This window comes from Neobacillus thermocopriae, from assembly GCF_010975035.1.
Taxonomy (GTDB): Bacteria; Bacillota; Bacilli; order Bacillales; family Cytobacillaceae; genus Neobacillus; species Neobacillus thermocopriae.
This window is the reverse complement of record NZ_JAAIUV010000005.1, coordinates 78,428-102,270: the sequence shown is the minus strand read 5'-3', so window position 1 is coordinate 102,270 and position 23,843 is coordinate 78,428. Positions and strand designations below refer to the sequence as shown.

20 protein-coding genes are annotated in these 23,843 nt (G+C 41.1%); 18 read left to right on the top strand and 2 right to left on the bottom strand.

Annotation, left to right across the window (positions count from 1 at the left end):
- Positions 1 to 224 precede the first annotated feature (224 nt).
- From speE to G4Z05_RS05140, 5 genes are all read left to right on the top strand, one after another.
- Positions 225 to 1,055 (top strand): spermidine synthase, encoded by an 831-nt coding sequence (gene speE / locus G4Z05_RS05160; protein WP_038537890.1) that lies wholly within the window; start codon positions 225 to 227, stop codon positions 1,053 to 1,055.
- A 118-nt stretch (positions 1,056 to 1,173) separates the two neighbouring features.
- Positions 1,174 to 2,046 (top strand): agmatinase, encoded by an 873-nt coding sequence (gene speB / locus G4Z05_RS05155; protein ID WP_038537887.1) that lies wholly within the window; start codon positions 1,174 to 1,176, stop codon positions 2,044 to 2,046.
- Positions 2,047 to 2,234: 188 nt separating this feature from the next.
- Positions 2,235 to 2,648 carry a YwiB family protein gene (locus G4Z05_RS05150; RefSeq protein WP_163250769.1) on the top strand — a complete coding sequence of 138 codons (414 nt, stop codon included), beginning with the start codon at positions 2,235 to 2,237 and terminating at the stop codon, positions 2,646 to 2,648.
- Positions 2,645 to 4,315: an arginine--tRNA ligase gene (gene argS / locus G4Z05_RS05145; protein ID WP_163250768.1), complete on the top strand. Its 1,671-nt coding sequence runs from the start codon at positions 2,645 to 2,647 to the stop codon at positions 4,313 to 4,315. The genes G4Z05_RS05150 and argS overlap by 4 nt, the downstream gene beginning before the upstream one ends.
- 173 nt (positions 4,316 to 4,488) lie before the next feature.
- Positions 4,489 to 4,668: an H-type small acid-soluble spore protein gene (locus tag G4Z05_RS05140; RefSeq protein WP_038537879.1), complete on the top strand. Its 180-nt coding sequence runs from the start codon at positions 4,489 to 4,491 to the stop codon at positions 4,666 to 4,668.
- Between the two features lie 39 nt (positions 4,669 to 4,707).
- Here the strand turns inward: G4Z05_RS05140 and G4Z05_RS16490 are convergent, their stop codons facing one another.
- Positions 4,708 to 6,084 (bottom strand): phospholipase D-like domain-containing protein, encoded by a 1,377-nt coding sequence (locus tag G4Z05_RS16490; RefSeq protein WP_240465312.1) that lies wholly within the window; start codon positions 6,082 to 6,084, stop codon positions 4,708 to 4,710.
- A gap of 192 nt (positions 6,085 to 6,276) precedes the next feature.
- On the opposite strand from G4Z05_RS16490, the gene G4Z05_RS05125 reads away from it, so the two are divergent.
- The 10 genes from G4Z05_RS05125 to G4Z05_RS05080 all read left to right on the top strand — a co-directional run bounded on the left by G4Z05_RS05125 (position 6,277) and on the right by G4Z05_RS05080 (position 20,374).
- A complete protein-coding gene (locus tag G4Z05_RS05125) occupies positions 6,277 to 8,388 on the top strand; it encodes a (Fe-S)-binding protein (RefSeq protein WP_163250767.1) in 2,112 nt (703 codons plus the stop codon).
- 299 nt (positions 8,389 to 8,687) lie between these two features.
- Entirely contained in the window at positions 8,688 to 9,875 is a 1,188-nt protein-coding gene (locus G4Z05_RS05120; RefSeq protein WP_163250766.1) for an acetyl-CoA C-acetyltransferase, read from the top strand.
- A 134-nt stretch (positions 9,876 to 10,009) separates the two neighbouring features.
- Complete coding sequence (locus G4Z05_RS05115) at positions 10,010 to 10,861, top strand: 3-hydroxybutyryl-CoA dehydrogenase (protein WP_163250765.1); 852 nt, start codon at positions 10,010 to 10,012, stop codon at positions 10,859 to 10,861.
- A gap of 219 nt (positions 10,862 to 11,080) precedes the next feature.
- A complete protein-coding gene (locus G4Z05_RS05110) occupies positions 11,081 to 12,211 on the top strand; it encodes an acyl-CoA dehydrogenase (protein ID WP_163250764.1) in 1,131 nt (376 codons plus the stop codon).
- Between the two features lie 59 nt (positions 12,212 to 12,270).
- A complete protein-coding gene (locus G4Z05_RS05105; protein WP_163250763.1) occupies positions 12,271 to 13,410 on the top strand; it encodes an acyl-CoA dehydrogenase in 1,140 nt (379 codons plus the stop codon).
- A gap of 16 nt (positions 13,411 to 13,426) precedes the next feature.
- Positions 13,427 to 14,065, top strand: coding sequence for a TetR/AcrR family transcriptional regulator (locus tag G4Z05_RS05100; protein ID WP_163250762.1), 639 nt, complete (start codon positions 13,427 to 13,429; stop codon positions 14,063 to 14,065).
- A gap of 10 nt (positions 14,066 to 14,075) precedes the next feature.
- Positions 14,076 to 17,336, top strand: coding sequence for a fused isobutyryl-CoA mutase/GTPase IcmF (icmF, locus tag G4Z05_RS05095; RefSeq protein ID WP_163250761.1), 3,261 nt, complete (start codon positions 14,076 to 14,078; stop codon positions 17,334 to 17,336).
- A 310-nt stretch (positions 17,337 to 17,646) separates the two neighbouring features.
- Positions 17,647 to 17,847, top strand: coding sequence for a hypothetical protein (locus tag G4Z05_RS05090; protein WP_163250760.1), 201 nt, complete (start codon positions 17,647 to 17,649; stop codon positions 17,845 to 17,847).
- A gap of 101 nt (positions 17,848 to 17,948) precedes the next feature.
- Positions 17,949 to 18,518: a DNA-directed RNA polymerase subunit delta gene (gene rpoE / locus G4Z05_RS05085; protein WP_163250759.1), complete on the top strand. Its 570-nt coding sequence runs from the start codon at positions 17,949 to 17,951 to the stop codon at positions 18,516 to 18,518.
- 260 nt (positions 18,519 to 18,778) lie between these two features.
- Positions 18,779 to 20,374 carry a CTP synthase gene (locus tag G4Z05_RS05080; protein WP_163250758.1) on the top strand — a complete coding sequence of 532 codons (1,596 nt, stop codon included), beginning with the start codon at positions 18,779 to 18,781 and terminating at the stop codon, positions 20,372 to 20,374.
- 374 nt (positions 20,375 to 20,748) lie between these two features.
- Here G4Z05_RS05080 and G4Z05_RS05075 read toward each other — a convergent pair whose 3' ends face one another.
- Positions 20,749 to 21,276: a DUF2529 domain-containing protein gene (locus G4Z05_RS05075; protein ID WP_163250757.1), complete on the bottom strand. Its 528-nt coding sequence runs from the start codon at positions 21,274 to 21,276 to the stop codon at positions 20,749 to 20,751.
- Positions 21,277 to 21,444: 168 nt separating this feature from the next.
- On the opposite strand from G4Z05_RS05075, the gene G4Z05_RS05070 reads away from it, so the two are divergent.
- The 3 genes from G4Z05_RS05070 to fsa all read left to right on the top strand — a co-directional run bounded on the left by G4Z05_RS05070 (position 21,445) and on the right by fsa (position 23,758).
- On the top strand, positions 21,445 to 21,816 hold the full coding sequence (locus tag G4Z05_RS05070; RefSeq protein WP_163250756.1) for a response regulator: 372 nt from the start codon (positions 21,445 to 21,447) through the stop codon (positions 21,814 to 21,816).
- A gap of 267 nt (positions 21,817 to 22,083) precedes the next feature.
- Positions 22,084 to 22,941 carry a class II fructose-bisphosphate aldolase gene (locus G4Z05_RS05065; RefSeq protein WP_038537846.1) on the top strand — a complete coding sequence of 286 codons (858 nt, stop codon included), beginning with the start codon at positions 22,084 to 22,086 and terminating at the stop codon, positions 22,939 to 22,941.
- Positions 22,942 to 23,107: 166 nt separating this feature from the next.
- On the top strand, positions 23,108 to 23,758 hold the full coding sequence (gene fsa / locus G4Z05_RS05060; protein ID WP_038537843.1) for a fructose-6-phosphate aldolase: 651 nt from the start codon (positions 23,108 to 23,110) through the stop codon (positions 23,756 to 23,758).
- The last annotated feature ends 85 nt before the right edge of the window (positions 23,759 to 23,843 follow it).

Here is a 23,843-nt window from a genome sequence, read left to right as displayed (position 1 = left end):
GATAGTAATAGTATTGAAAAAATAGAGAGATTTTAAACATGAATTGATGAAATTTGAAATATTTCTTTAGTTTTTACTAGACTTTTTCGTGTGTTTGTAATTCAATAGTTTGGGTAGTATAAAATTGAAGTGTTTTCGATATTTATACTGGAAAAAATACGAAAAGCATTAGACTGATTCAGCAGTTTTATTATTAGAAAAAAATGAGAAAGGAAGATGGAAAAATGGCTGGATTATGGTTTACTGAGAAACAAACAGAAAACTTTGGTATTACAATGAAAGTAAATAAGACTTTACATACAGAACAAACGGAGTTTCAAAAGCTAGAAATGGTAGAAACAGCGGAATGGGGAAACATGCTGCTACTTGATGGCATGGTTATGACGTCTGTAAAGGATGAGTTTGTCTATCATGAAATGGTAGCTCACGTGCCATTATTTACTCATCCAAATCCAGAGCAAGTTCTCGTTGTCGGTGGCGGTGACGGCGGAGTAATTCGCGAAGTGTTAAAGCACCCAAGCGTAAAAAAAGCAACGCTTGTCGATATAGATGGAAAAGTAATTGAGTATTCGAAGAAGTTCTTACCTGAGATTGCAGGTAAATTGGATGACCCGCGTGTGGAAGTCCGTGTAGATGACGGTTTCATGCATATTGCAAAAAGTGAAAATGAGTATGATGTAATCATGGTTGATTCAACAGAGCCGGTTGGTCCTGCAGTAAATCTGTTTACAAAAGGTTTTTATGCGGGAATTGCGAAAGCATTAAAGGAAGATGGAATTTTTGTTGCGCAGTCTGATAACCCATGGTTTAAGGCAGATTTAATTCGCAACGTGCAACGTGATGTACGCGAAATCTTCCCAATTACTCGTTTGTATGTAGCGAATATCCCAACTTATCCAAGCGGTATGTGGGCATTCACGATCGGTTCTAAGAAATACGATCCACTAGAAGTTAGTGATGACCGTTTCCACGAAATCGAAACGAAATATTACACAAAAGAATTACACAAAGCTTGCTTTGTATTGCCAAAATTTGTTGGAGATTTACTTAAATAAAGAGGTTTCTGTCCTTTGATTGAGGGGTAGTGTGTAAAGGGAAAGGATTTCTTGAGCTCACGTCCAAGAAGTTCAACATTGCCCCTTTTAAAAATGAAATAGAAAGCGAGGAGTTTGGATGCGTTTTGATGAAGCATATTCAGGGAATGTGTTTATAAAGAGCCACCCAAATTTTGAGGAAAGCCAAGTTGTTTTATATGGAATGCCAATGGATTGGACGGTAAGCTATCGCCCAGGGTCACGCTTTGGTCCAGCGCGAATTCGCGAAGTTTCTATTGGTTTAGAGGAATACAGCCCATATCTTGACCGTGAATTAGAAGAGGTAAAATACTTTGATGCGGGTGATATCCCACTGCCATTTGGAAATGCGCAAAAGAGCCTTGATATCATTGAGGATTTTGTTGACAAAGTCCTTGCAGCAGGAAAATTTCCTCTAGGTATGGGTGGAGAACATTTAGTTTCTTGGCCAGTGATGAAAGCTGTCTATAAGAAATATCCAGATTTAGCGATTATTCATATGGACGCCCATACAGATTTAAGAGAGCATTATGAAGGCGAGCCTTTGTCCCATTCCACGCCAATCCGTAAAATTGCGGATTTAATTGGGCCGCAAAACGTGTATTCTTTCGGTATTCGTTCCGGAATGAAGGAAGAATTTGAGTGGGCAAAGAAAAATGGCATGCATATTTCTAAGTTCGAAGTTCTCGAACCGTTAAAGGAAATTTTACCAAAGCTTGCCGGACGTCCGGTTTATGTTACCATTGACATTGATGTTCTAGATCCTGCCCATGCACCAGGAACGGGTACGGTTGATGCAGGTGGTATTACATCTCGTGAACTTCTTGCTTCTATTCATGAGATTGCCCGTTCAGAAGTGAAGGTAGTTGGTGCGGATCTAGTAGAAGTTGCGCCAATCTATGATGTATCTGAACAAACAGTCAACACAGCAAGCAAATTAATTCGTGAAATGCTTTTAGGCTGGGTGAAATAATAGTGAGAGGGTTAGTTCCTTTATCAAAGTGATGATTAAAACAGAAGGAACGATCCTCCTAAAATATGCCTGTCCGGCTGAGGGCGGGCTTTTTTTGATTTTGAGCCATTCCATGTTTATAATAAAACGGTGTATGTCAAGGATAAAGAATATTAGAAGGAATTTAGATCGAAATAAGGACGTGCAAGATGGAGATTCCTGTAAAAATTAAGGTAAAAACAACAATTGATCGAGAGGAGACCATTGAGTTACTTGTATTTGGCCGTTTCTTTCGAAAGGAAAATGCCTCCTTCCTCCAATATGACGAAGTGATGGAGGAAGGAACAGTAAAGACAATTGTAAAATGGACAAAGGAAGAAGTCTTGATTTTACGAAGCGGAGCGATTAAAATGCGACTCCCTTTTCAATTAAATCGGAAGCTTAATGGCCGTTACCAAATGCCGTTTGGGGTGTTTCAAACAACAACCTTGGCCAGAAAGTTGGATTTTTCATTTGAAAAAAACAAGGGCCAACTCCACATTGTTTATGATTTTGAAATGCAGGGCGAACCTGCGGGTACATACCAGTTAGAAATTAGTTTTCAGGAGGAGCACACAAAATGAATATAGTTGAACAAGTCCAAAGTAAAATAAAAGATGAGATTCGTGCAGCAGTGCTAAAGGCGGGACTTGCTACCGAAGAGCAGATTCCAAACGTAATCCTGGAGACACCAAAGGAAAAAGCGCATGGTGACTACTCAACAAATATGGCTATGCAGTTGGCGCGTGTGGCCAAAAAGGCACCGAGAGTCATTGCGGAGGAGCTAATCGCCAACTTTGACCGTTCGAAGGCATCCATTGAAAAAATTGAGTTAGCAGGGCCTGGGTTCATCAATTTCTATATGAATAACTCTTATTTGACTGATCTGATCCCTACCATCTTAGAAGCCGGAGAGCGCTATGGTGAAACAACGGTCGGTGGCGGTCAAAAAATTCAAGTGGAATTTGTGTCTGCTAACCCGACTGGGGATCTTCATTTGGGGCATGCCCGTGGTGCTGCGGTAGGTGATTCACTTTGCAATATTTTAGCTAAGGCAGGATATGATGTATCTCGGGAATACTATATCAATGATGCTGGGAACCAGATTAATAATTTGGCTTTATCGGTGGAGGCTCGTTATTTTCAAGCTCTTGGTTTGGAGAAAGAGATGCCGGCAGATGGTTACCATGGAGCAGATATTGTTGAAATTGGAAAGCGGCTTGCTGAAGAATTTGGTGACAAATATGTAAATGTATCGGAAGAAGAGCGGTTCGAATTTTTCCGTAAGTATGGGTTGAAATATGAAATGGAAAAGCTACAAAAGGATTTGGAGGATTTCCGTGTCCATTTTGATGTTTGGTATTCTGAAACTTCCCTTTACGAAAATGGAAAAATTGACGCTGCACTAGCCGCACTGCGGGAGAGAGGATATGTTTATGAGCAAGACGGGGCAACATGGTTTCGTTCAACAGAGCTAGGTGATGACAAGGATCGCGTCCTAATTAAGCAGGATGGTTCTTACACCTATTTGACACCGGACATTGCTTACCATAAGGACAAACTTGAACGCGGTTTTGAAAAGTTAATCAATATTTGGGGTGCCGATCACCATGGATATATCCCTCGGATGAAAGCGGCTATTGAAGCCCTTGGTTATGACCGTGAGGCACTTGAGGTTGAAATCATTCAGCTTGTCCATTTATATAAAAATGGTGAGAAAATGAAGATGAGTAAGCGGACCGGAAAGGCAGTAACGATGCGGGATTTGGTTGATGAGGTCGGCCTCGATGCGACACGTTACTTCTTTGCGATGCGTAGTTCGGATACCCATATGGATTTTGACTTGGATTTGGCGGTGTCCCAGTCGAATGAGAACCCTGTTTACTATGCTCAATATGCCCATGCAAGGATTTGCAGTATTTTGCGTACCGGCAAAGAGCAAGGATTTACAGTGAATTCTAGTGCCGATTTCTCTATGATTCATTCGGAAAAAGAAATTGATTTATTGAAAAAGTTAGGGGAATTCCCGTCAGTTGTTGGTGAAGCCGCATTGAAGCGGGTACCGCACCGGATTACAAATTATATTTTTGAATTGGCTTCTGCGTTCCACAGTTTTTATAATGCTGAAAAAGTACTTGATAGCGAGGCTCCAGATCGGACAAAGGCACGTCTTGGCTTAGTGCAGGCCGTACAAATTACATTACGGAACGCACTTTCCTTGATTGGAGTTTCAGCTCCTGAGCGGATGTAATGGAACAGGTCCCGATACCGGGGCCTTTTTTTATTTTTCATAGATCTCGGTACTATTCCTCCATCACATTCTATTGGGCATTAGAGTGTATAAAAGGCTTAATATAAATGAATGCAAATCCAAAAAATGTAAATAATAATAAGGTAATAATCAATGAGGAGTGGACCGAACAAATGAATGTAGGAAGAGCGAAGGAAATTCTTGAATCTGCTGATATGATTAACGTGACTTATCAAGGTACCCCGGTTATTATTCAACATGTAGACGAAAAGACGAAAATGGCTCGGATTTATTCGAGAAAGAACCCGGAACATGAACAGGATGTGCCTGTTTTAAATTTAATTGAAGAGTAAAAAAGTCTCCGAGAATTGTTTCCGGAGACTTTTTTCATTTTATAAAAAGTAAGAAATGGCTCCTGCAAGTTTTTCTTTGATCGTTCTAGCAAGGTTCGGTTGATTAAGTGTTTCAAGTGTCAGTCGTTTCGAGTCTTGAATGTCTTTTTGGATGACTTGTTTAACTTGATCAATAAATGCCGGATCATAGATATAGCAATTGATTTCTTTGTTTAAATATAGGCTACGTTTGTCAAAGTTGGCGGTACCTAGGTCACAGATTTTATTGTCAATCACCAAGGCTTTAGCGTGGTAAAAACCATTTTCAAATTGATAGACGATAGCTCCAGCTTGAAGTAGCGGTCGTAAATAGCGGTAAGAAGCTTCTTGAACAAGAATATGATCAGAAACAAATGGGACTAAGATGGTTAAGTGTACACCTTTTTGGATTGCCTTCAGCAATTCCTTCATGATTCTTTTACCTGGTATAAAATAAGGAGTCCCAATGATAATAGATTTTTCAGCCTCCTGAATGAGGCGGATAAACATTTCCTCTAGTTGAAAAGCTTCTGTTGACATAATTTGATGTGGGATTTTCCCCTTCGGTAGTTCAGGAAAATAATCTAGGTGGCCTTCCATTTGAACCAAGGGATGCTTGGTTGCCTCTTTTATCGATGTATGGGTTTCTTTTTCCCCTCCGTAAAATTCAACAGCTGCTTCAGCTAATCCCCATCCGTGATGATCTACTCGGATACTTTCAGGAACATTAAAGGTTTGAGAGTTTTTCTCTCCCTCCTGTGAAGGTGTAATAGGAGGAAGCATTTGAATTCCAGTACATTGCTGCCAATCCACTAAAAACTCTTGCTGCAAAAAATGGACACCTTCACCTGTGATTTTAAGATGATAATCACGCCAAGGACTTAACTTAGGATCTAGGTCAATATATTCTGCGCCAATGTTAAATCCGCCAAGATAGCCAATTCTTCCATCAATAACCGTTATTTTACGGTGATTTCGTACTTGGGAAGAATAGAACAGAAATGGCAGTTTGACTTTGTTAATAAAAGCACATTGTACACCTGCTTTTCTTAGCGATTTTATCGTGTTTTTTTTCACCTTCCAGCTACCAAGGCGGTCGAGTATCAAACGAACTTCTACGCCCTCCTTAGCTTTTTCTTTTAAAATCTCAAGAAATTCTTGACTGAATGAATCCTCTTTTACAATATAAAACAACACATGGATATGTTTTTCTGCTCTCCGAAGCTCCGTAAAAAAATCTCTAAATAAATCTTTGCCCCTTGAAAAAATTTTAAATTCGCCGTGCAAGATGGGGCTTTCCATCTTCCTTAGAGTAGAAAGATGCTTCCTTCGTCCCAAGTTGAAATCCAATAATAGCCATATAAGAATGATGCCAAATATAATGAGTACAACATTCATCAGAATTCTTCCCCCAATCCGTTGAGTTAGTTTTTCCAAATCCATTCGTTTCTATAAGTTTTAGAATTCCGACAAAAAACTCATTGACTGAATGCTCACTCATAATATAATAGAGATAAGGTTAGTCAGAAAATTAATTATTTTCTACAACTTGAGAACATTTGGGGAGACATTTAGAAAGGAGAGGAGTACATGAACGGTCTGTTATGGGTAAATCTTATTGCGTTTCTTTCTGTAACCGCTTACGCGATCTATCTGTTTATCTACGTTGTTAAAACTCGAATTGAATATATTAAGCTTGGCAAAAAAGTAGAGTTTGACAACAACGTGAAAGAGCGGCTCCAAAAAATTTGGATCAATGTTTTTGGGCAAAAGAAGCTTCTGAAAGATAAGAAAAGTGGTATCATTCACGTTATGTTTTTTTATGGCTTTATACTTGTGCAATTCGGGGCTATCGATTTTATTTGGAAAGGGTTAGTACCGGGATCACATTTGCCTTTAGGTCCGCTGTATCCAGGATTTACTTTCTTCCAAGAAATTGTCACCTTAATGATCTTAGTAGCCGTTATTTGGGCGTTTTATCGCCGCTATATTGAAAAATTAGTCCGCCTTAAACGCAATTTTAAATCAGGTCTTGTCTTATTATTTATCGGTGGATTGATGCTTTCTGTTCTTTTTGGAAATGGTATGAGTATGATTTGGCATGGCCATGAAGGGTCTTGGACAGAACCAGTTGCCTCTTTGATTGCTGGAATTTTCTCCGGCATTAGTGAAACCGCCGCTATTGTTCTTTTCTACGTAGCATGGTGGATCCATCTTTTATTCTTGTTAACATTTTTAGTATACGTGCCACAGTCCAAGCATGCTCACTTAATTGCTGGTCCGGCCAATGTATACTTTAATCGTTTGGAGAAGCCAGGAAAATTAAAGAAAATTGACTTTGAAGATGAGACACAGGAAACCTTCGGAGTTGGAAAAATTGAAGACTTCACTCAGCTGCAAATGATTGATTTTTATGCTTGTGTGGAATGCGGCCGCTGTACCAATATGTGTCCAGCTACTGGTACGGGTAAAATGCTGTCGCCTATGGATCTTATCTTGAAGCTCCGTGACCACTTAACAAATCACGGTGCGGCCGTGACGTCGAAGCAACCATGGGTGCCGACGTTCGCGTTTAGCCATACAAAAGGGAATCAGCTTGCTCTAGCAGCTGCGGGACAGGGAGCTAATGAATCTGCTGCTACACTTGCTTATAGTCCAAGTCTAATTGGTGATGTTATTACTGAAGAAGAAATATGGGCTTGTACAACATGCCGTAACTGTGAGGATCAATGCCCAGTCATGAACGAACATGTGGAAAAAATTATTGACCTGCGCCGCTACCTTGTTTTAACCGAAGGAAAAATGGACGCAGATGCTCAGCGCGCAATCACCAATATTGAACGTCAAGGCAACCCGTGGGGGTTAAATAGAAAAGAGCGCGAAACATGGCGTGAAGCCCGTGAAGATGTTCATGTTCCTACTGTTAAAGAAATGAATAAAGCGGGTGAGGAGTTCGAATACCTTTTCTGGGTTGGTTCCATGGGTTCTTATGACAACCGCAGTCAGAAAATTGCCTTATCTTTTGCAAAATTATTAAACGAAGCAGGCGTGAAATTCGCCATTCTTGGAAATAAAGAAAAGAACTCCGGAGACACGGTTCGCCGCCTTGGAAATGAATTCTTGTTCCAAGAACTTGCCGCTAATAATATTGCGGAGATTGAAAAATCAGGGGCGAAAAAAATTGTTACGATTGACCCGCACGCCTACAATATTTTCAAAAATGAATACCCGGATTTTGGATTAGAAGTCGAAGTATACCATCATACAGAGGTTCTGTTCGAACTAGTTCGAGATGGTCGTTTGAAACCAAAATATGCGGTAAACGAAACCATCACGTTCCATGATTCGTGCTACTTAGGCCGATATAATGATGTATACGATCCACCACGTGAAATCTTAAAAGCCATTCCAGGGGTGAAACTGGTGGAAATGGAACGTAATCGCGAAAAAGGAATGTGCTGTGGTGCCGGTGGAGGTCTTATGTGGATGGAGGAAGAAACTGGCCATCGTATCAATGTAGCTAGAACAGAGCAGGCACTTGCCGTGAATCCATCCGTTATTAGCTCTGGTTGTCCATACTGCTTAACCATGCTTTCTGATGGGACGAAGGCGAAGGAAGTTGAGGACAAGGTGGCTACTTACGATGTCGCGGAGCTACTAGAAAAAGCCGTCTGTGGAGAACCAACGACAGCTGCATCTTAATGAACCTGTATTCTATTAGAAACATTTCTTCATTAGCAGAGGTTAATTTTTAGCAGAATTCATGAAAGTTTACGAATTTTGTGTAAAATCATTTAACTTCTGCTAATTTTTTTGTACAATAGAACCAAAGGGATAAAACGCTTACATTTCTTTGCAAATTGATTGCGTAGGCAGATGGGGCCTGCGTTCCTTTTGGAAGAATGGATGAGCGAGCGTTCGGTCAATTTTTTTACAAACTAATGACTGAAAATTAGGAATAGGCATAATTGAAAATGAATTGAGGAAAAGGAAGTGTTTTTATGGGAAGAACAGTTATTTTAAGTGGTGTTCGCACACCATTTGGAAAATTTGGCGGTGCTTTAAGTAGTTTGACGGCTGCACAGCTTGGTGGAATCGCCATCAAGGAAGCACTAAAACGTGCAGAGGTAAAACCAGAAGAGGTTCAGGAAGTTATTTTTGGGTCAGTATTACAGGGCGGCCAGGGACAAATTCCTTCACGCCAGGCTGCACGCCATGCCGGCCTGCCTTGGGAAGTGAAAACGGAAACCATCAACAAAGTATGCGCTTCAGGATTGCGCAGTGTTACTTTGGCTGATCAAATCATTCGCGCTGGAGATGAGGAAGTCATTGTGGCAGGCGGAATGGAATCAATGAGTAATGCGCCGTATCTATTACCAAAGGCAAGATGGGGTCTCCGCATGGGCAACGCTTCCGTACAAGATTTAATGATTCATGATGGTTTAAGTTGTAGCTTTACGGGAGTGCACATGGGAACCTATGGAAACTCGACTGCCCATGAGATGGAAATCAGCCGTGAGGCCCAGGATGAGTGGGCTCTAAGAAGCCACCAACGTGCGATTGCTGCAATGGAGAAAGGTATCTTGGCAGAAGAAATTGTCTCTGTCGAAGTTCCGCAACGAAAAGGTGAACCCGTGATTGTGGAGCATGATGAAGCACCAAGAAAGGATACTTCTTTAGAAAAACTGGCTAAACTTGGCCCTGCTTTTAATGGAGAAGGAACGATTACAGCTGGTAATGCACCAGGGGTCAATGATGGTGCGGGAGCTCTCGTTCTAATGAGTGAGGAGCGTGCTCTTCGTGAAGGTAGAAAGGTGGAGGCGGTTATCATCGGTCAGGCGGCCATTGCGGTGGAGGCGAAGGATTTTCCAAAAACTCCTGGACTTGTTATTCAAGAAATTCTACGAAAAACTGGCAAGAGCCTTGCGGATATTGATTTATTTGAAATAAATGAGGCTTTTGCGGCAGTGGCGTTAGCGAGCAGTCAAATTGCCGAACTTGATCCGGAAAAGGTCAATGTTAATGGTGGTGCGGTGGCCCTTGGTCATCCAATTGGTGCAAGCGGAGCGCGCATTATTATCACGTTAATGCATGAATTGAAACGGCGAGGTGGAGGCATCGGTGTGGCAGCCATTTGTAGTGGCGGAGGTCAAGGAGACGCCATCATGATTGAAGTGCCAAAATCATAGATTGATAGTTTTTGTGATTAGATGAGGGTGTACATTACTTGTGGTTGACTAATTCTTTTATTTAAAAATGTTTATTCATGAATTTATTTAAGGACAGCCGGATGAGTGTCCGGCTGGAAATGGAGGGAGACAACATGAAAGTAGAAAAAGTAATGGTCGTAGGTGCAGGACAAATGGGGTCCGGTATTGCCCAAGTTTGTGCTCAAGCAGGTTACATAGTTTTGTTAAATGATTTGAAGCCAGAGTTTGTGGAGCGTGGCCTTGGAGTGATTAACAAAAATCTTTCCAGAAATGTGGAAAAAGGTAGGATGACAGAAGAGCAAAAACAAGCCGTTTTAGATCGAATCACGGTTTCCACTGATCTTCAGGATGCTGCTGAGGTCGACCTTGTAATTGAAGCGGCTGTTGAAAATCTGGAGGTTAAATCCAATATTTTTGCACAGCTCGATAAAATGGCTCCGGCTCATGCGATATTAGCAAGTAATACCTCTTCACTCCCAATTACAGAAATTGCAGCGGCGACGAATCGTCCGGACAAGGTAATCGGCATGCATTTTATGAATCCGGTTCCAGTCATGAAGCTAGTGGAAATTATTCGCGGACTGGCTACATCTGATGAGGTATATCAAGTGATTGAAGATATGACCAAGTCATTAAGCAAAGTACCGGTTGAAGTAAACGATTTTCCGGGATTTGTTTCGAATCGTGTGCTCATGCCCATGATTAATGAAGCCATTTACACTCTTTATGAAGGGGTGGCTACAAAAGAAGCTATTGATGAGGTCATGAAACTCGGTATGAATCATCCAATGGGACCATTAACATTGGCTGACTTTATCGGGTTGGATACATGCCTATACATTATGGAAACCCTGCATGAAGGTTTTGGTGATGACAAATACCGTCCATGCCCACTACTACGCAAATATGTAAAAGCGGGCTGGCTTGGAAGGAAAACTGGTCGCGGGTTTTATGTGTATGAATAAGCACGCTCGCAATTTTTAGTAAACGTTTGCAATTAATATAGAATTGAATATCCACATGAAGTGCTTATAAACGCCAGAACTTAGGGGGAAATCAGTGGGAAAAGCTAGCCAAAGACATATCTAACCAAAACCGTACAATGCAAAAATTTGCTCTATTTTTTGAAAGGGGTTGCACCTATGAGCACTGTTGCTTTCAATTCTTCCAAAGGGGTGGACAGCATGAATTTGACATTCACTGAAGAACAAGAAATGATGCGTAAAATGGTGCGTGATTTTGCCCAAACGGAAATTGCACCATTTGTTGAAAAAATGGAAAAAGGGGAGTTTCCACGACCCATTCTTCGCAAAATGGGTGAGCTCGGATTAATGGGGATTCCGGTGCCAGAAAAATACGGCGGTGCCGAGATGGATTTCACTTCCTATATCATTGCGATTAATGAGCTATCAAGGGTAAGTGCTACCTTAGGAGTTATTTTATCCGTGCATACATCGGTTGGAACAAACCCAATTCTATATTTTGGAACAGAGGAGCAAAAACAAAAATATGTGCCTAAGCTGGCATCCGGTGAGTTTTTAGGTGCCTTTTGTTTAACTGAACCGAGCGCTGGATCTGATGCTGCCAGCTTAAAATCAAGGGCCGTTCGAAATGGCGATCATTACATTATTAACGGATCGAAAGTGTTTATTACAAATGGCGGAGAGGCCGATATTTATATTGTTTTCGCAAAAACCAATCCGGACTTGGGGAGTAAAGGGGTATCTGCGTTTATTGTTGAGAAAAATACCCCGGGACTCATTATTGGCAAGGACGAAAAGAAAATGGGTCTACATGGGTCCAGAACGGTTCAGCTCACGTTTGAAGATATGCGCGTTCCAGTAGAAAACCTTCTCGGCCAAGAAGGAGAGGGCTTTAAAATTGCGATGGCTAACCTTGACGTTGGCCGCATCGGAATAGCTGCTCAAGCACTAGGAATTGCAGAGGCTGCACTGTCAGCCGCAACCGAATATGCAAAGAACCGCCACCAATTTGGCAAACCAATCGCAGCTCAACAAGGTATCGGATTTAAATTGGCTGACATGGCCACAAGTGTCGAGGCAGCAAAACTATTAGTCTATCGGGCTGCTGATTTAAGAAGCCGGGGTGTTAAGTGTGGTCTCGAAGCATCGATGGCAAAGCTGTTTGCGACAAGGACAGCTGTAGAAGTGACAACGGAAGCCATTCAAGTATTTGGAGGATACGGCTATACCGAAGATTACCCGGTTGAACGCTACTTCCGCGATGCGAAGGTAACGGAAATTTATGAGGGGACAAGTGAAATTCAACGAATGGTGATTAGTAAGCACCTCTAAAAAAACAAGTGTAGACATTGAATGAAATGGAATAGATCAATTTGAGGGAGGACCCATCCATGAATTTTAAACTTTCTGAAGAACATGAAATGATTCGTAAAATGGTTCGTGATTTTGCAGAGAATGAAGTGGCTCCGACAGCAGCAGAGCGTGATGAAGAGGAGCGTTTTGACCGTGAAATTTTTTCTAAAATGGCGGAGCTTGGCTTAACGGGAATTCCATGGCCGGAGGAGTACGGCGGTATTGGTAGCGATTATCTAGCTTATTGTATCGCCGTGGAAGAACTGTCTCGTGTGGACGCCTCTGTAGGTGTTACCCTATCTGCTCATACTTCGCTGGCTAGTTGGCCAATTTACAAATTTGGTAGTGAAGAACAAAAGCAAAAATATTTGCGTCCATTGGCAGAAGGGTCAAAAATCGGCGCCTATGGTTTAACTGAACCGGGCAGCGGTTCTGATGCAGGTGGGATGAGAACAACCGCACGTCTTGAAGGGGATCATTATATCCTAAACGGTTCCAAAATTTTTATTACAAATGGTGGAGAGGCGGACATTTATGTCGTATTTGCACTAACGGATCCTGCGAGCAGACATAAAGGAACAACGGCATTCATTATTGAAAAAGACTTCCCGGGCTTCTCTGTAGGGAAAAAAGAAAAGAAACTAGGCATTCGTTCCTCTCCTACAACTGAAATTATTTTTGAAGATTGTATAGTACCAGTTGAAAATCGCTTGGGCCAAGAGGGAGAAGGATTCAAAATTGCGATGATGACGCTCGATGGTGGCCGTAATGGCATCGCGGCACAAGCTGTTGGAATCGCTCAAGGTGCGCTTGATGCATCCATTGCCTATGCAAAGGAACGTCATCAATTTGGTAAGCCCATTGTCGCTAACCAAGGAATTAGCTTTAAGCTTGCAGATATGGCTACTAGTGTTGAAGCTTCTAGACTATTAACCTATCAAGCTGCATGGTTGGAGTCCAATGGTTTTCCTTATGGTAAAGAGTCAGCTATGTCTAAACTTTTGGCTGGCGACACAGCCATGAAGGTGACAACCGAGGCAGTACAAATTTTTGGGGGCTATGGCTATACCAAAGATTATCCAGTAGAACGATTCATGCGCGATGCAAAAATTACACAAATTTATGAGGGTACGCAGGAAATTCAGCGTCTCGTTATTTCGCGCATGTTGACGAAGTGAGGCGATCGGAACGGGAATGGAAAAGCGGAAGGTACAGTCTTCGGTTAAAGATGAAAAACTCGTGCAAATCCGGCGCGATCAAATGATTAAAGGGGCTGTAAAACTTTTTAAACAAAAGGGGTTTCATCGTACAACGACAAGGGAAATCGCTAAAGCTGCTGGTTTCAGCATTGGAACACTGTACGAATATATTCGCACAAAAGAAGACGTTCTTTATCTTGTGTGTGATAGCATTTATGACCACGTAAAGGAGAGACTTCAAGAGGACCTTGAACATAAACAAGGCACATTGGAAAGTTTAAAGCTTGGGATTGCAAACTTTTTCCATGTAATGGATGAAATGCAGTCGGAGGTCCTTGTCATGTATCAGGAAGTTAAATCCTTGTCCAAAGATGCCCTACCATATGTGTTGAAAAAGGAAATCGAAATGGTGGGGATGTTTGAAAACCTTCTTAATAAATGTATCGAAAATGGTGAACTTGACTTAACAGAAAAACAGGTCAAAATTATTGCTCACGATATTTTTGTTCAAGGGCAGATGTGGGGCTTCCGGCGCTGGGCTCTTCGAAAGCTTTTTACCTTAGAAGAATATATTGAGCTACAGACAGAGCTTTTATTTAAGGGGATCAAAAAATACGAGATGTCAAATCAATAGGGGGAGAAGGATGAACACAACGGGAAAATATCAACCAAAACATCATATCCGTTTTGTGACAGCATCTAGTTTGTTTGATGGCCATGATGCATCAATCAACATTATGCGACGTATCCTGCAAGCAAGCGGAGCTGAAGTGATCCACCTTGGTCATAACCGTTCGGTTGAAGAAGTGGTTAACGCGGCCATACAAGAAGATGTCCAAGGAATTGCTGTCTCTTCATATCAAGGTGGCCATGTGGAATACTTTAAATACATGTATGATCTATTAAAGGAAAAAGGCGCACCACATATCCGTATTTATGGCGGTGGTGGTGGGGTAATTATTCCGAGGGAAATCAATGAGCTTCATGAATACGGGATTGCCCGCATTTTCTCGCCGGAAGATGGCCGCAAAATGGGGCTACAGGGCATGATTGATTACATGATGCGAGAATGTGATTTTTCCACTATCACCCCGGAAAAAATATCAGAGCAAATTGAAAAACTGCCAACGGGGGATGTGAACGCGATTGCCAAACTGATCACCCTCGCTGAACTACATGTAGATAAAAAGAGCGAAGCAGCAGCGACTGCTGAGCAAGTACTGGAAAAAGTAAAAACGCTCGAAAAGGCGATTCCGGTAGTCGGAATTACTGGTACAGGTGGCGCAGGTAAAAGCTCGCTTACCGATGAACTTATTCGTCGTTTTATCAATGAATTTCCGAATAAAAAAGTGGCTATTTTATCCGTTGACCCAACAAAGCAAAAAACGGGAGGCGCTCTTCTTGGTGACCGGATCCGCATGAATGCGATTTTTTCACCAAACGTGTATATGCGAAGTCTCGCCACACGTGCGTCAAAAAGTGAATTATCGCTTGCCATTAAGGATGCAGTGGCAGTCACGAAAGCCGCTGGTTTTGATTTGGTCATTGTTGAAACGAGTGGTATTGGTCAAGGGGATGCCGGCATTACTGAAATTTGTGACCTGTCCATGTATGTAATGACGAGCGAGTTTGGAGCACCATCCCAGCTCGAAAAAATTGATATGATCGATTTTGCGGACCTCATTGTTATCAACAAATTTGAGCGTAAAGGCTCTGAAGATGCAAAGCGTCAAGTGCAGAAGCAATATCAGCGCAGCCATATGCTTTTTGAAAAAGATCTTTCTGAAATGCCTGTGTACGGAACAATCGCTAGCCAATTCAATGATCCAGGTACGAATGCTTTATTTGCGGCTTTAATTGAAAGATTAAACGAAAAAACAGGCACGGACTGGGTAACGACTTATAGTAAAAATGAGAAAGTCGAAAAGCAAAATGTCATTATCCCGACAGACCGACGTTATTATTTAAGAGAGATTTCAGAAACGGTTCGTAATTACCATAAAAAAGCTGAAGAACAGGCAAATATAGCTCGTAAATTATTCCAGCTCGAAGGAGCTATTGAGGCAGTGAAAGACCAGCCAGAAGTGGTGGCGGCGCTGGAAGCGATAAAACAAGAAACGGAAGCGAAGCTGACCCCAGAGTCGAAGAAAATTCTCGATACATGGGAAAAAACAAAAGAAGCTTACTCCGGGGAAAAGTTTGTCACCAGAATTCGCGACAAAGAAATTGTTACCGTCTTGAAAACAAAAAGTTTATCAGGTCTGGATATCCCGAAAGTTGCTTTACCTAAGTACAAGGATTATGGGGAAATTCTTCGTTGGGTGTACCGTGAAAATGTACCAGGTTCTTTCCCATATACTGCTGGGGTATTCCCTTTCAAACGTGAGGGAGAAGATCCGAAACGTCAGTTTGCTGGGGAAGGTACACCGGAGAGAACGAATCGTCGTTTCCATTATCTTTCAAAAGACGATCAAGCCAAGCGTTTAAGTACGGCCTTTGACTCTGTTACGTTGTATGGTGAAGACCCAGATTATCGTCCCGATATTTTTGGAAAGGTCGGCGAAAGTGGTGTTAGCGTTTGTACGTTAGATGACATGAAAAAACTCTATGATGGATTTGATCTATGTCATCCATCCACATCCGTATCCATGACAATCAATGGCCCGGCACCAATTATTTTGGCTATGTTTATGAATACTGCCATTGACCAGCAGGTAAAGAAAAAAGAAGCAGAACTTGGCCGTATTTTAACAGTGGAAGAATATGCGGAGGTTAAGGCCTATACACTGAAAACGGTTCGCGGTACGGTACAGGCCGATATTTTAAAAGAAGACCAAGGACAGAATACTTGTATTTTTTCAACGGAATTTGCGCTTCGGATGATGGGCGACATTCAGCAATATTTCATTGATAACCAAGTACGTAATTATTATTCTGTTTCTATTTCCGGTTATCATATTGCCGAAGCAGGGGCAAACCCGATTTCACAGCTTGCTTTTACGTTAGCGAATGGCTTCACCTATGTCGAGTATTATTTAAGCCGGGGCATGCATATAGATGATTTTGCTCCGAACTTGTCGTTCTTCTTCTCGAATGGATTGGATCCGGAGTATACGGTGATTGGCCGCGTGGCACGCCGTATTTGGGCAACGGTCATGCGTGAGAAATACGGCGCTAACGAACGCAGTCAAAAACTGAAGTATCATGTGCAGACTTCAGGACGTTCGCTACACGCCCAGGAAATTGACTTTAACGATATCCGCACGACACTACAGGCGTTGATGGCCCTACATGATAACTGTAATTCACTTCATACGAACGCTTATGATGAGGCCATTACCACGCCGACGGAAGAGTCTGTGCGCCGCGCGATGGCCATTCAGATGATCATCACGAAAGAGCATGGATTAACGAAAAATGAAAATCCATTGCAAGGATCGTTCATTGTAGAAGAGCTGACTGACCTAGTGGAGGAAGCAGTGCTTCAAGAATTTGACCGCTTAAATGAACGTGGCGGAGTGCTCGGAGCGATGGAAACCCAGTACCAGCGAGGGAAAATTCAGGATGAATCGATGTATTATGAAATGAAAAAGCATAGTGGAGAACTTCCAATTATTGGAGTTAATACCTACTTGAATCCGAACCCTCCTTCCGAGGAAGAGATTGACAATATGGAGCTTGCAAGAGCCACTATCGAGGAGAAAGAATTACAAATTCGTAATTTGCGTGCCTTCCAGGAAGCGCATGCTAGTGAGTCAGCAGCGGCGCTCAAGCGATTGAAAGAAGTAGCAATTAGTGGAGGCAACATTTTTGCCGAACTGATGGAAACGGTTAAAGTAGCAAGTCTTGGTCAAATTACGAAGGCTCTTTATGAAGTAGGAGGACAATATCGCCGCAATATGTAACAAAGAACCATCGATTTTACTTGGTCTTTCATCTACAAAAAGGTAAATATTTTTGCTACAATGGCCCGCGGGCCATTGTCTTTTTTTGAATAGTAAAAATGTGTATTTACCATTCTGAGAATGGTTAAGCTCATGTGTCCAAGTGGCTTTCAATCAATCTATATGGAATCGCCTTCGGTTTCTTCGAGTTGTGTAGAGAATTGAACATACATGTTAGTAATAAATTTTTATATGATATTAAAATAGGAAGATTTCCTATATAATCAAAATAGTGAATCTATTTCCAGTTTTTATGGGCAGGTGAAATTGTATGAAGGTAAGACAAATTATCTTAATATTAATTATTTCAGCCTGGCCTTTATTTTATCTCTATGAACGCCAATTAGGTGCCATTTCATTTCTGCTTCTTGCCGTCTTCTTTTTGTTCATCTCCATTAAGGAGATGAAGAAAGCTAAAGAAGAGGAACAAGAGAAGTTAAAGAAGCAAAAAATCAAGCAAAATAGCAGATAAAACTAGCATAAACCGAAAAAATTTGTTTATAATGAAGAATATGTTTTTTTATACGTTCGACACACTTTCAAGTGTTCAAATAGAGAAAGGAAGTGCCTAAATTGAGTTTAGCCCAATACTCAAAAGAGGAATTACAAGAGTTATCCCTTATCGAACTAGCATATGAATTTTTGAAAAATAATAAGCAGCCGATGTCTTTTCATGATTTGGTTGCTGAAATTTCTGCACTTGCCAGGATTTCTGAAGAAGAAATGCGTAAACGGCTGGCCCAATTTTATACAGACTTAAATATTGATGGCCGCTTCCTCTCCTTGGGTGAAAATCGCTGGGGACTTCGTGTTTGGTATCCTGTAGATACACAGGAGGAGGAAGTTGTTTCAGCTGTGAAGCCGAAGAAGAAAAAAGCGAAGAAACTTGTTGATGAAGATGATCTTGACATCGAAGATTACGAGGATCTGGATGAAGAAGATTATGATGATCTTGATGACTTCGAAGATGAACTTCTTGATGAGGATGAAGAAGACTACGATGATCTTGATGATGTGGACGAGTATGATGATGATGAAGTGTTAGAGGATGACGATGATTTCGATCTGGACGATGAAGCGGACTTAGATGAAGACCTTGATGATGAGGAAGATTTAGATATCGAGGATGAAGAAGACCTCTAATTCTCATCCATTTTGAGAAACGACTTGACTTTTATCTCAGCCCCTTGTATCATCTTGTTTGGGCTCCTTAAAAAAGGAACGATTACTTATAATCAATATGCGCTCCCTTACATTGCGTAAGCGGAGCGCTTTTTATTTTTTTAAACTCCGGTTTTGTAATGGGGTTTTTTCCTTTTTGATGAGAGAGAAAAGAATTTTTTTCAAAAACTCCATTAACTATCTGAAGAATGTACAAACTGTAATTGAGGAGGAATTTTTTCATGACAAAGTATATTTTTGTAACCGGTGGTGTGGTTTCATCCCTTGGAAAAGGGATTACTGCTGCATCTTTAGGGCGTTTATTAAAAAATCGCGGCTTAAATGTGACGATTCAAAAATTCGACCCTTATATTAACGTGGACCCTGGAACGATGAGCCCGTATCAACATGGAGAGGTTTTTGTTACTGATGATGGTGCGGAAACCGATCTAGACTTAGGCCACTATGAGCGCTTTATTGACATAAATCTTAATAAGTACAGCAACGTGACAACAGGAAAAATTTATTCTTCTGTACTTCGTAAAGAGCGCCGTGGCGATTATCTTGGGGCTACTGTGCAGGTCATTCCACATATTACAAATGAAATTAAAGACCGCGTATTTCGTGCTGGTAATGAAACGAATGCAGATGTCGTCATCACAGAGATTGGCGGTACGGTAGGAGATATCGAATCACTACCATTCTTAGAGGCGATTCGCCAAATTAAAAGTGATGTCGGCCGTGACAATGTGATGTATATCCACTGTACATTAGTTCCTTATATTAAAGCGGCTGGTGAAATGAAGACGAAGCCGACTCAACATAGTGTAAAAGAATTGCGCAGCCTGGGTATTCAGCCAAATATTATTGTTGTACGTACAGAAATGCCAATTTCACTGGATATGAAAGAAAAAATTGCATTGTTCTGTGATATTGATTCGAAAGCCGTTATCGAGTGTCGTGATGCGGATACTCTTTACTCTGTGCCTCTTGCTTTACAAGAGCAAAAAATGGACCAAATTGTTTGTGACCATTTGAAATTAGAGACTCAAGAAGCGGAAATGACTGAGTGGAAAGCATTGGTGGATCGCGTTCTTAACCTTTCTGGCAAAACGCGTATTGGCCTTGTTGGTAAATATGTTGAACTTCAGGATGCGTATATTTCTGTCGTAGAAGCGATGAAGCATGCCGGCTATGCATTTGATACCGATGTTGAAGTGAAGTGGATTAATGCAGAGGAAGTGACTCGTGAGAATGTTTCAGAGTTACTTAGTGATGTAGATGGAGTTCTTGTTCCAGGAGGCTTTGGTGACCGCGGGGTAGAAGGAAAAATTGAAGCAATCCGCTATGCGCGTGAATCAAAGAAACCTTTACTAGGTATTTGTCTAGGCATGCAATTAGCAACTATTGAATTTGCTCGCAATGTGTTGGGACTTACTGATGCTCATTCTGCAGAATTCGTACCAGATACAGAGCATCCAATTATCGACTTGCTTCCTGAACAAAAGGATGTTGAAGATTTAGGTGGAACATTGCGGTTAGGTCTTTATCCTTGCCGCTTAGTGGAAGGAACAAAAGCATTTGAAGCCTATGGAGAAAAAGTCGTTTATGAGCGCCATCGTCACCGCTATGAATTTAATAATCAATATCGTCAAGAAATGGAAGAAGCAGGCTTTGTGTTCTCTGGAACAAGTCCAGACGGCCGCTTAGTGGAAATTGTGGAGCTTAAAGACCATCCATGGTTTGTTGCTTCCCAATTCCATCCTGAATTCGTTTCAAGACCAACTCGTCCACAGCCATTATTCCGTGACTTTATTAAAGCTACTCTTCAAAAATAAGACTTTTCTTAAGAAGGCCAGTTCCTGGGAGAGGGAACTGGTCTTTTTTAACTTCGAGAATGGTCTAGCTCAAGTTTCCTATGGCTAGTAAACAAGGTGTGAGGTGAATGGAAAAAAGGTGCCTCTTAAAAGATAAGGCTAGCTGGGAGTACTTAGATGAAGGGCGAACGGAGTGGAGGATAAGACCTAATTGGTCTTTTAAAACCTGTATGAAGGACAAATTGAGTGGGGGATGGCACCAAACTCTCTATCATAAACCGTATGAAAGACAGATGGGGTGGAAGATGAGGCCAAAATGTCTTTCAAATCTCAGATGATGGCCAAAACAAAATATCTTTTCCCCAAAAAAAAGAGACCCTTATCAAGGGGTCTTCTTACTCGTATTCTGCCAAAATTTCCTCAATCGTAAACTTTAAGCCGAAATAGACAAACAACGCGGCCATTGAAGAAGGATAGCCAAACCGGTTGCCGTATTCATCTGGGAGCAAGCCTTTTGTTAGCCGCAAATCGATGTGTATATCGGCCAATTCAGCCAGACTGCCTACCGTCGAATCCACAATGGAAGACACGGCAACGAACGGGATGCCCTTTTCTTTGAGCTCTTTCGCCAGCTTCACAGCTTCTTCATCACCTGAAGTCCTTGAAAAAATGATCACACGATCAGCATGGTCCAGTTCCCCGATAGCCAAAGCGGTTAATCCTTTTGCCCACTGAAACGGTTCTTCCCCTTTCAATGCCTCTAGTTCAATTGCTTTCATTTCCTTTGTACCATAAATATAAATCGCTCCGTCACCAACAGGAGCCTGTGCTAGTAAACGAGCCCCATCTTCAAAAGCAAATTCTTCTTTTTCGGCAATTCGTTTAAATAAACCCGTTAACTGGGTAGTGAACATTTTTAGCATAAATACCCTCCTTATCCACCATTCATTATAGTCCTTTTTTTAAAAATGCAAAAATGATTAAAGATAACGCAAAATAACGAAAGAAAATGACAGGATTTTTCATAATTGTGTAGAATTATAAGTAGATATGTACATAACGAATCTATGAAATTAGAAAGAGGTGGCAGTATGAAAGAGAAAATCTTAATCGTTGATGACCAGTTTGGTATCCGTATTTTATTAAATGAAGTATTTCAAAAAGAAGGATATCAGACGTTTCAAGCAGCCAATGGTGTTCAGGCGCTTGAGCTTGTGAAAAAGAACAGCCCGGACCTTGTGCTCTTGGATATGAAAATTCCTGGTATGGATGGAATTGAAATTTTAAAACGGTTAAAGGTCATCGATCCAGATATCCGTGTCATTATCATGACCGCCTATGGTGAACTTGATATGATACAAGAGGCAAAAGAACTTGGCGCGATTACCCATTTTGCCAAGCCATTTGATATTGATGATATTCGAGCTGCCGTCCGTAAATATATCCCGCAGAAGGCAAAATAATTTATTTAAAAACCCTATTCTATTACCAAAAAAAGCAAAGCATTCCTTTGCTTTTTTATCTGAATAAATGGTCACGCTTTCAATATTTCAATTGATAAAACTCTGTCTGAATAATGGCATTTAGAGGTTTCTTTTGATATGATACATATTGGAATTTAACAAGTCTGTTATCTTTTGAACAGGATACATATTCCGGAAATGGGAAGGAAAACATGAATATGAACTTTCCTGTAAAAAGATATCGACCGAATTTAAGGAGGAATAGAAATGCCTTTAGTATCCATGACAGAAATGCTAAAAAAAGCAAATAAAGAAGGCTACGCTGTTGGGCAATTTAACTTAAATAACTTGGAGTTCACTCAAGCTATTTTGCTAGCAGCAGAAGAGGAAAAATCTCCAGTTATTCTTGGTGTATCCGAAGGCGCAGGCCGCTATATGGGCGGTTTTAAAACAGTAGTAAAAATGGTAGAAGGCTTAATGGAAGACTATAACATTACTGTTCCAGTAGCTATCCATCTTGACCATGGCTCAAGCTTCGAAAAATGTAAAGAAGCGATTGACGCTGGTTTTACATCTGTTATGATCGACGCGTCTCACCACCCATTTGAAGAAAACGTGGCAACTACGAAAAAGGTTGTCGAGTATGCGCACGCTAAAGGTGTTTCCGTTGAGGCAGAATTAGGAACGGTTGGCGGACAAGAAGATGATGTAGTAGCAGACGGTATCATTTATGCTGACCCACAAGAATGTGTGGAGCTTGTTAAGCAAACTGGTATTGACTGCCTTGCACCAGCACTAGGTTCTGTACATGGCCCTTACAAAGGTGAGCCAAACCTTGGTTTTAAAGAAATGGAAGAAATCAACAACTTAACAGGTGTTCCACTTGTATTACACGGCGGAACAGGTATCCCAACAAAAGATATTCAAAAAGCTATTTCTTTAGGAACTGCAAAAATTAACGTAAATACAGAAAACCAAATTGCTTCTGCAAAAGTAGTTCGTAAAGTGTTAGCTGAAAATCCAAACTTGTATGATCCACGCAAATATTTAGGACCAGCACGCGATGCCATCAAAGAAACTGTTATCGGTAAAATGCGTGAGTTCGGTTCTTCTGGCAAGGCATAAGACTTGAAGAAGAAAAATTTCTAGGGCATATATTGGCTTATTGAAAGTTAAACATTTTTTGGATTTGTTAAACAGTATGATAAAATGAAACCGCCCTTAAATGGGGGCGGTTTCCGTATTTAATAAGGAGACTGAAAATTTTGTCGAATAAACGGAGGGAAAGAGGATGAAATTTTTTATTGATACAGCTAATCTGGATGAAATTCGTGAAGCCCATGAACTTGGTTTACTAGCAGGTGTGACGACCAATCCATCTCTGGTGGCAAAGGAAAAAGGTGTTTCATTCCATGATCGATTAAGAGAGATCACTAGTCTAGTTTCTGGATCTGTAAGTGCGGAAGTAATTGCTCTTGATGCAGAAGGTATGATTAAAGAGGGAAAAGAGCTAGCTGCTATTGCTCCGAATATTACGGTTAAAATTCCAATGACTCCGGAAGGCTTAAAAGCTGTACATGCCTTATCAAAAGAAGGTATCAAAACAAACGTTACTCTAATTTTCAACGCAAACCAAGCATTGCTTGCAGCACGTGCAGGTGCAACTTATGTTTCTCCATTCCTAGGCAGATTAGATGATATTGGTCAAAACGGTTTGGATATCATCTCTACTATTTCTGAAATTTTTGCCATTCATGGAATTGAAACCGAAATCATTGCGGCATCTATTCGCCATCCAATGCATGTAACGGAAGCTGCCTTAAGAGGAGCGCATATTGCGACCGTTCCATACAAAGTGTTGATGAGCTTATGTAATCATCCATTGACAGACAAAGGAATTGACGCTTTCTTAAAAGACTGGAATTCCCGTACAGAATCTTAATCTGGCATCAGTATTTCCATTTTCGAGTAAATTTTTTCAAATGGATACATGAAAATAATTTTTTCGTGTAAACTATAAGATAAGA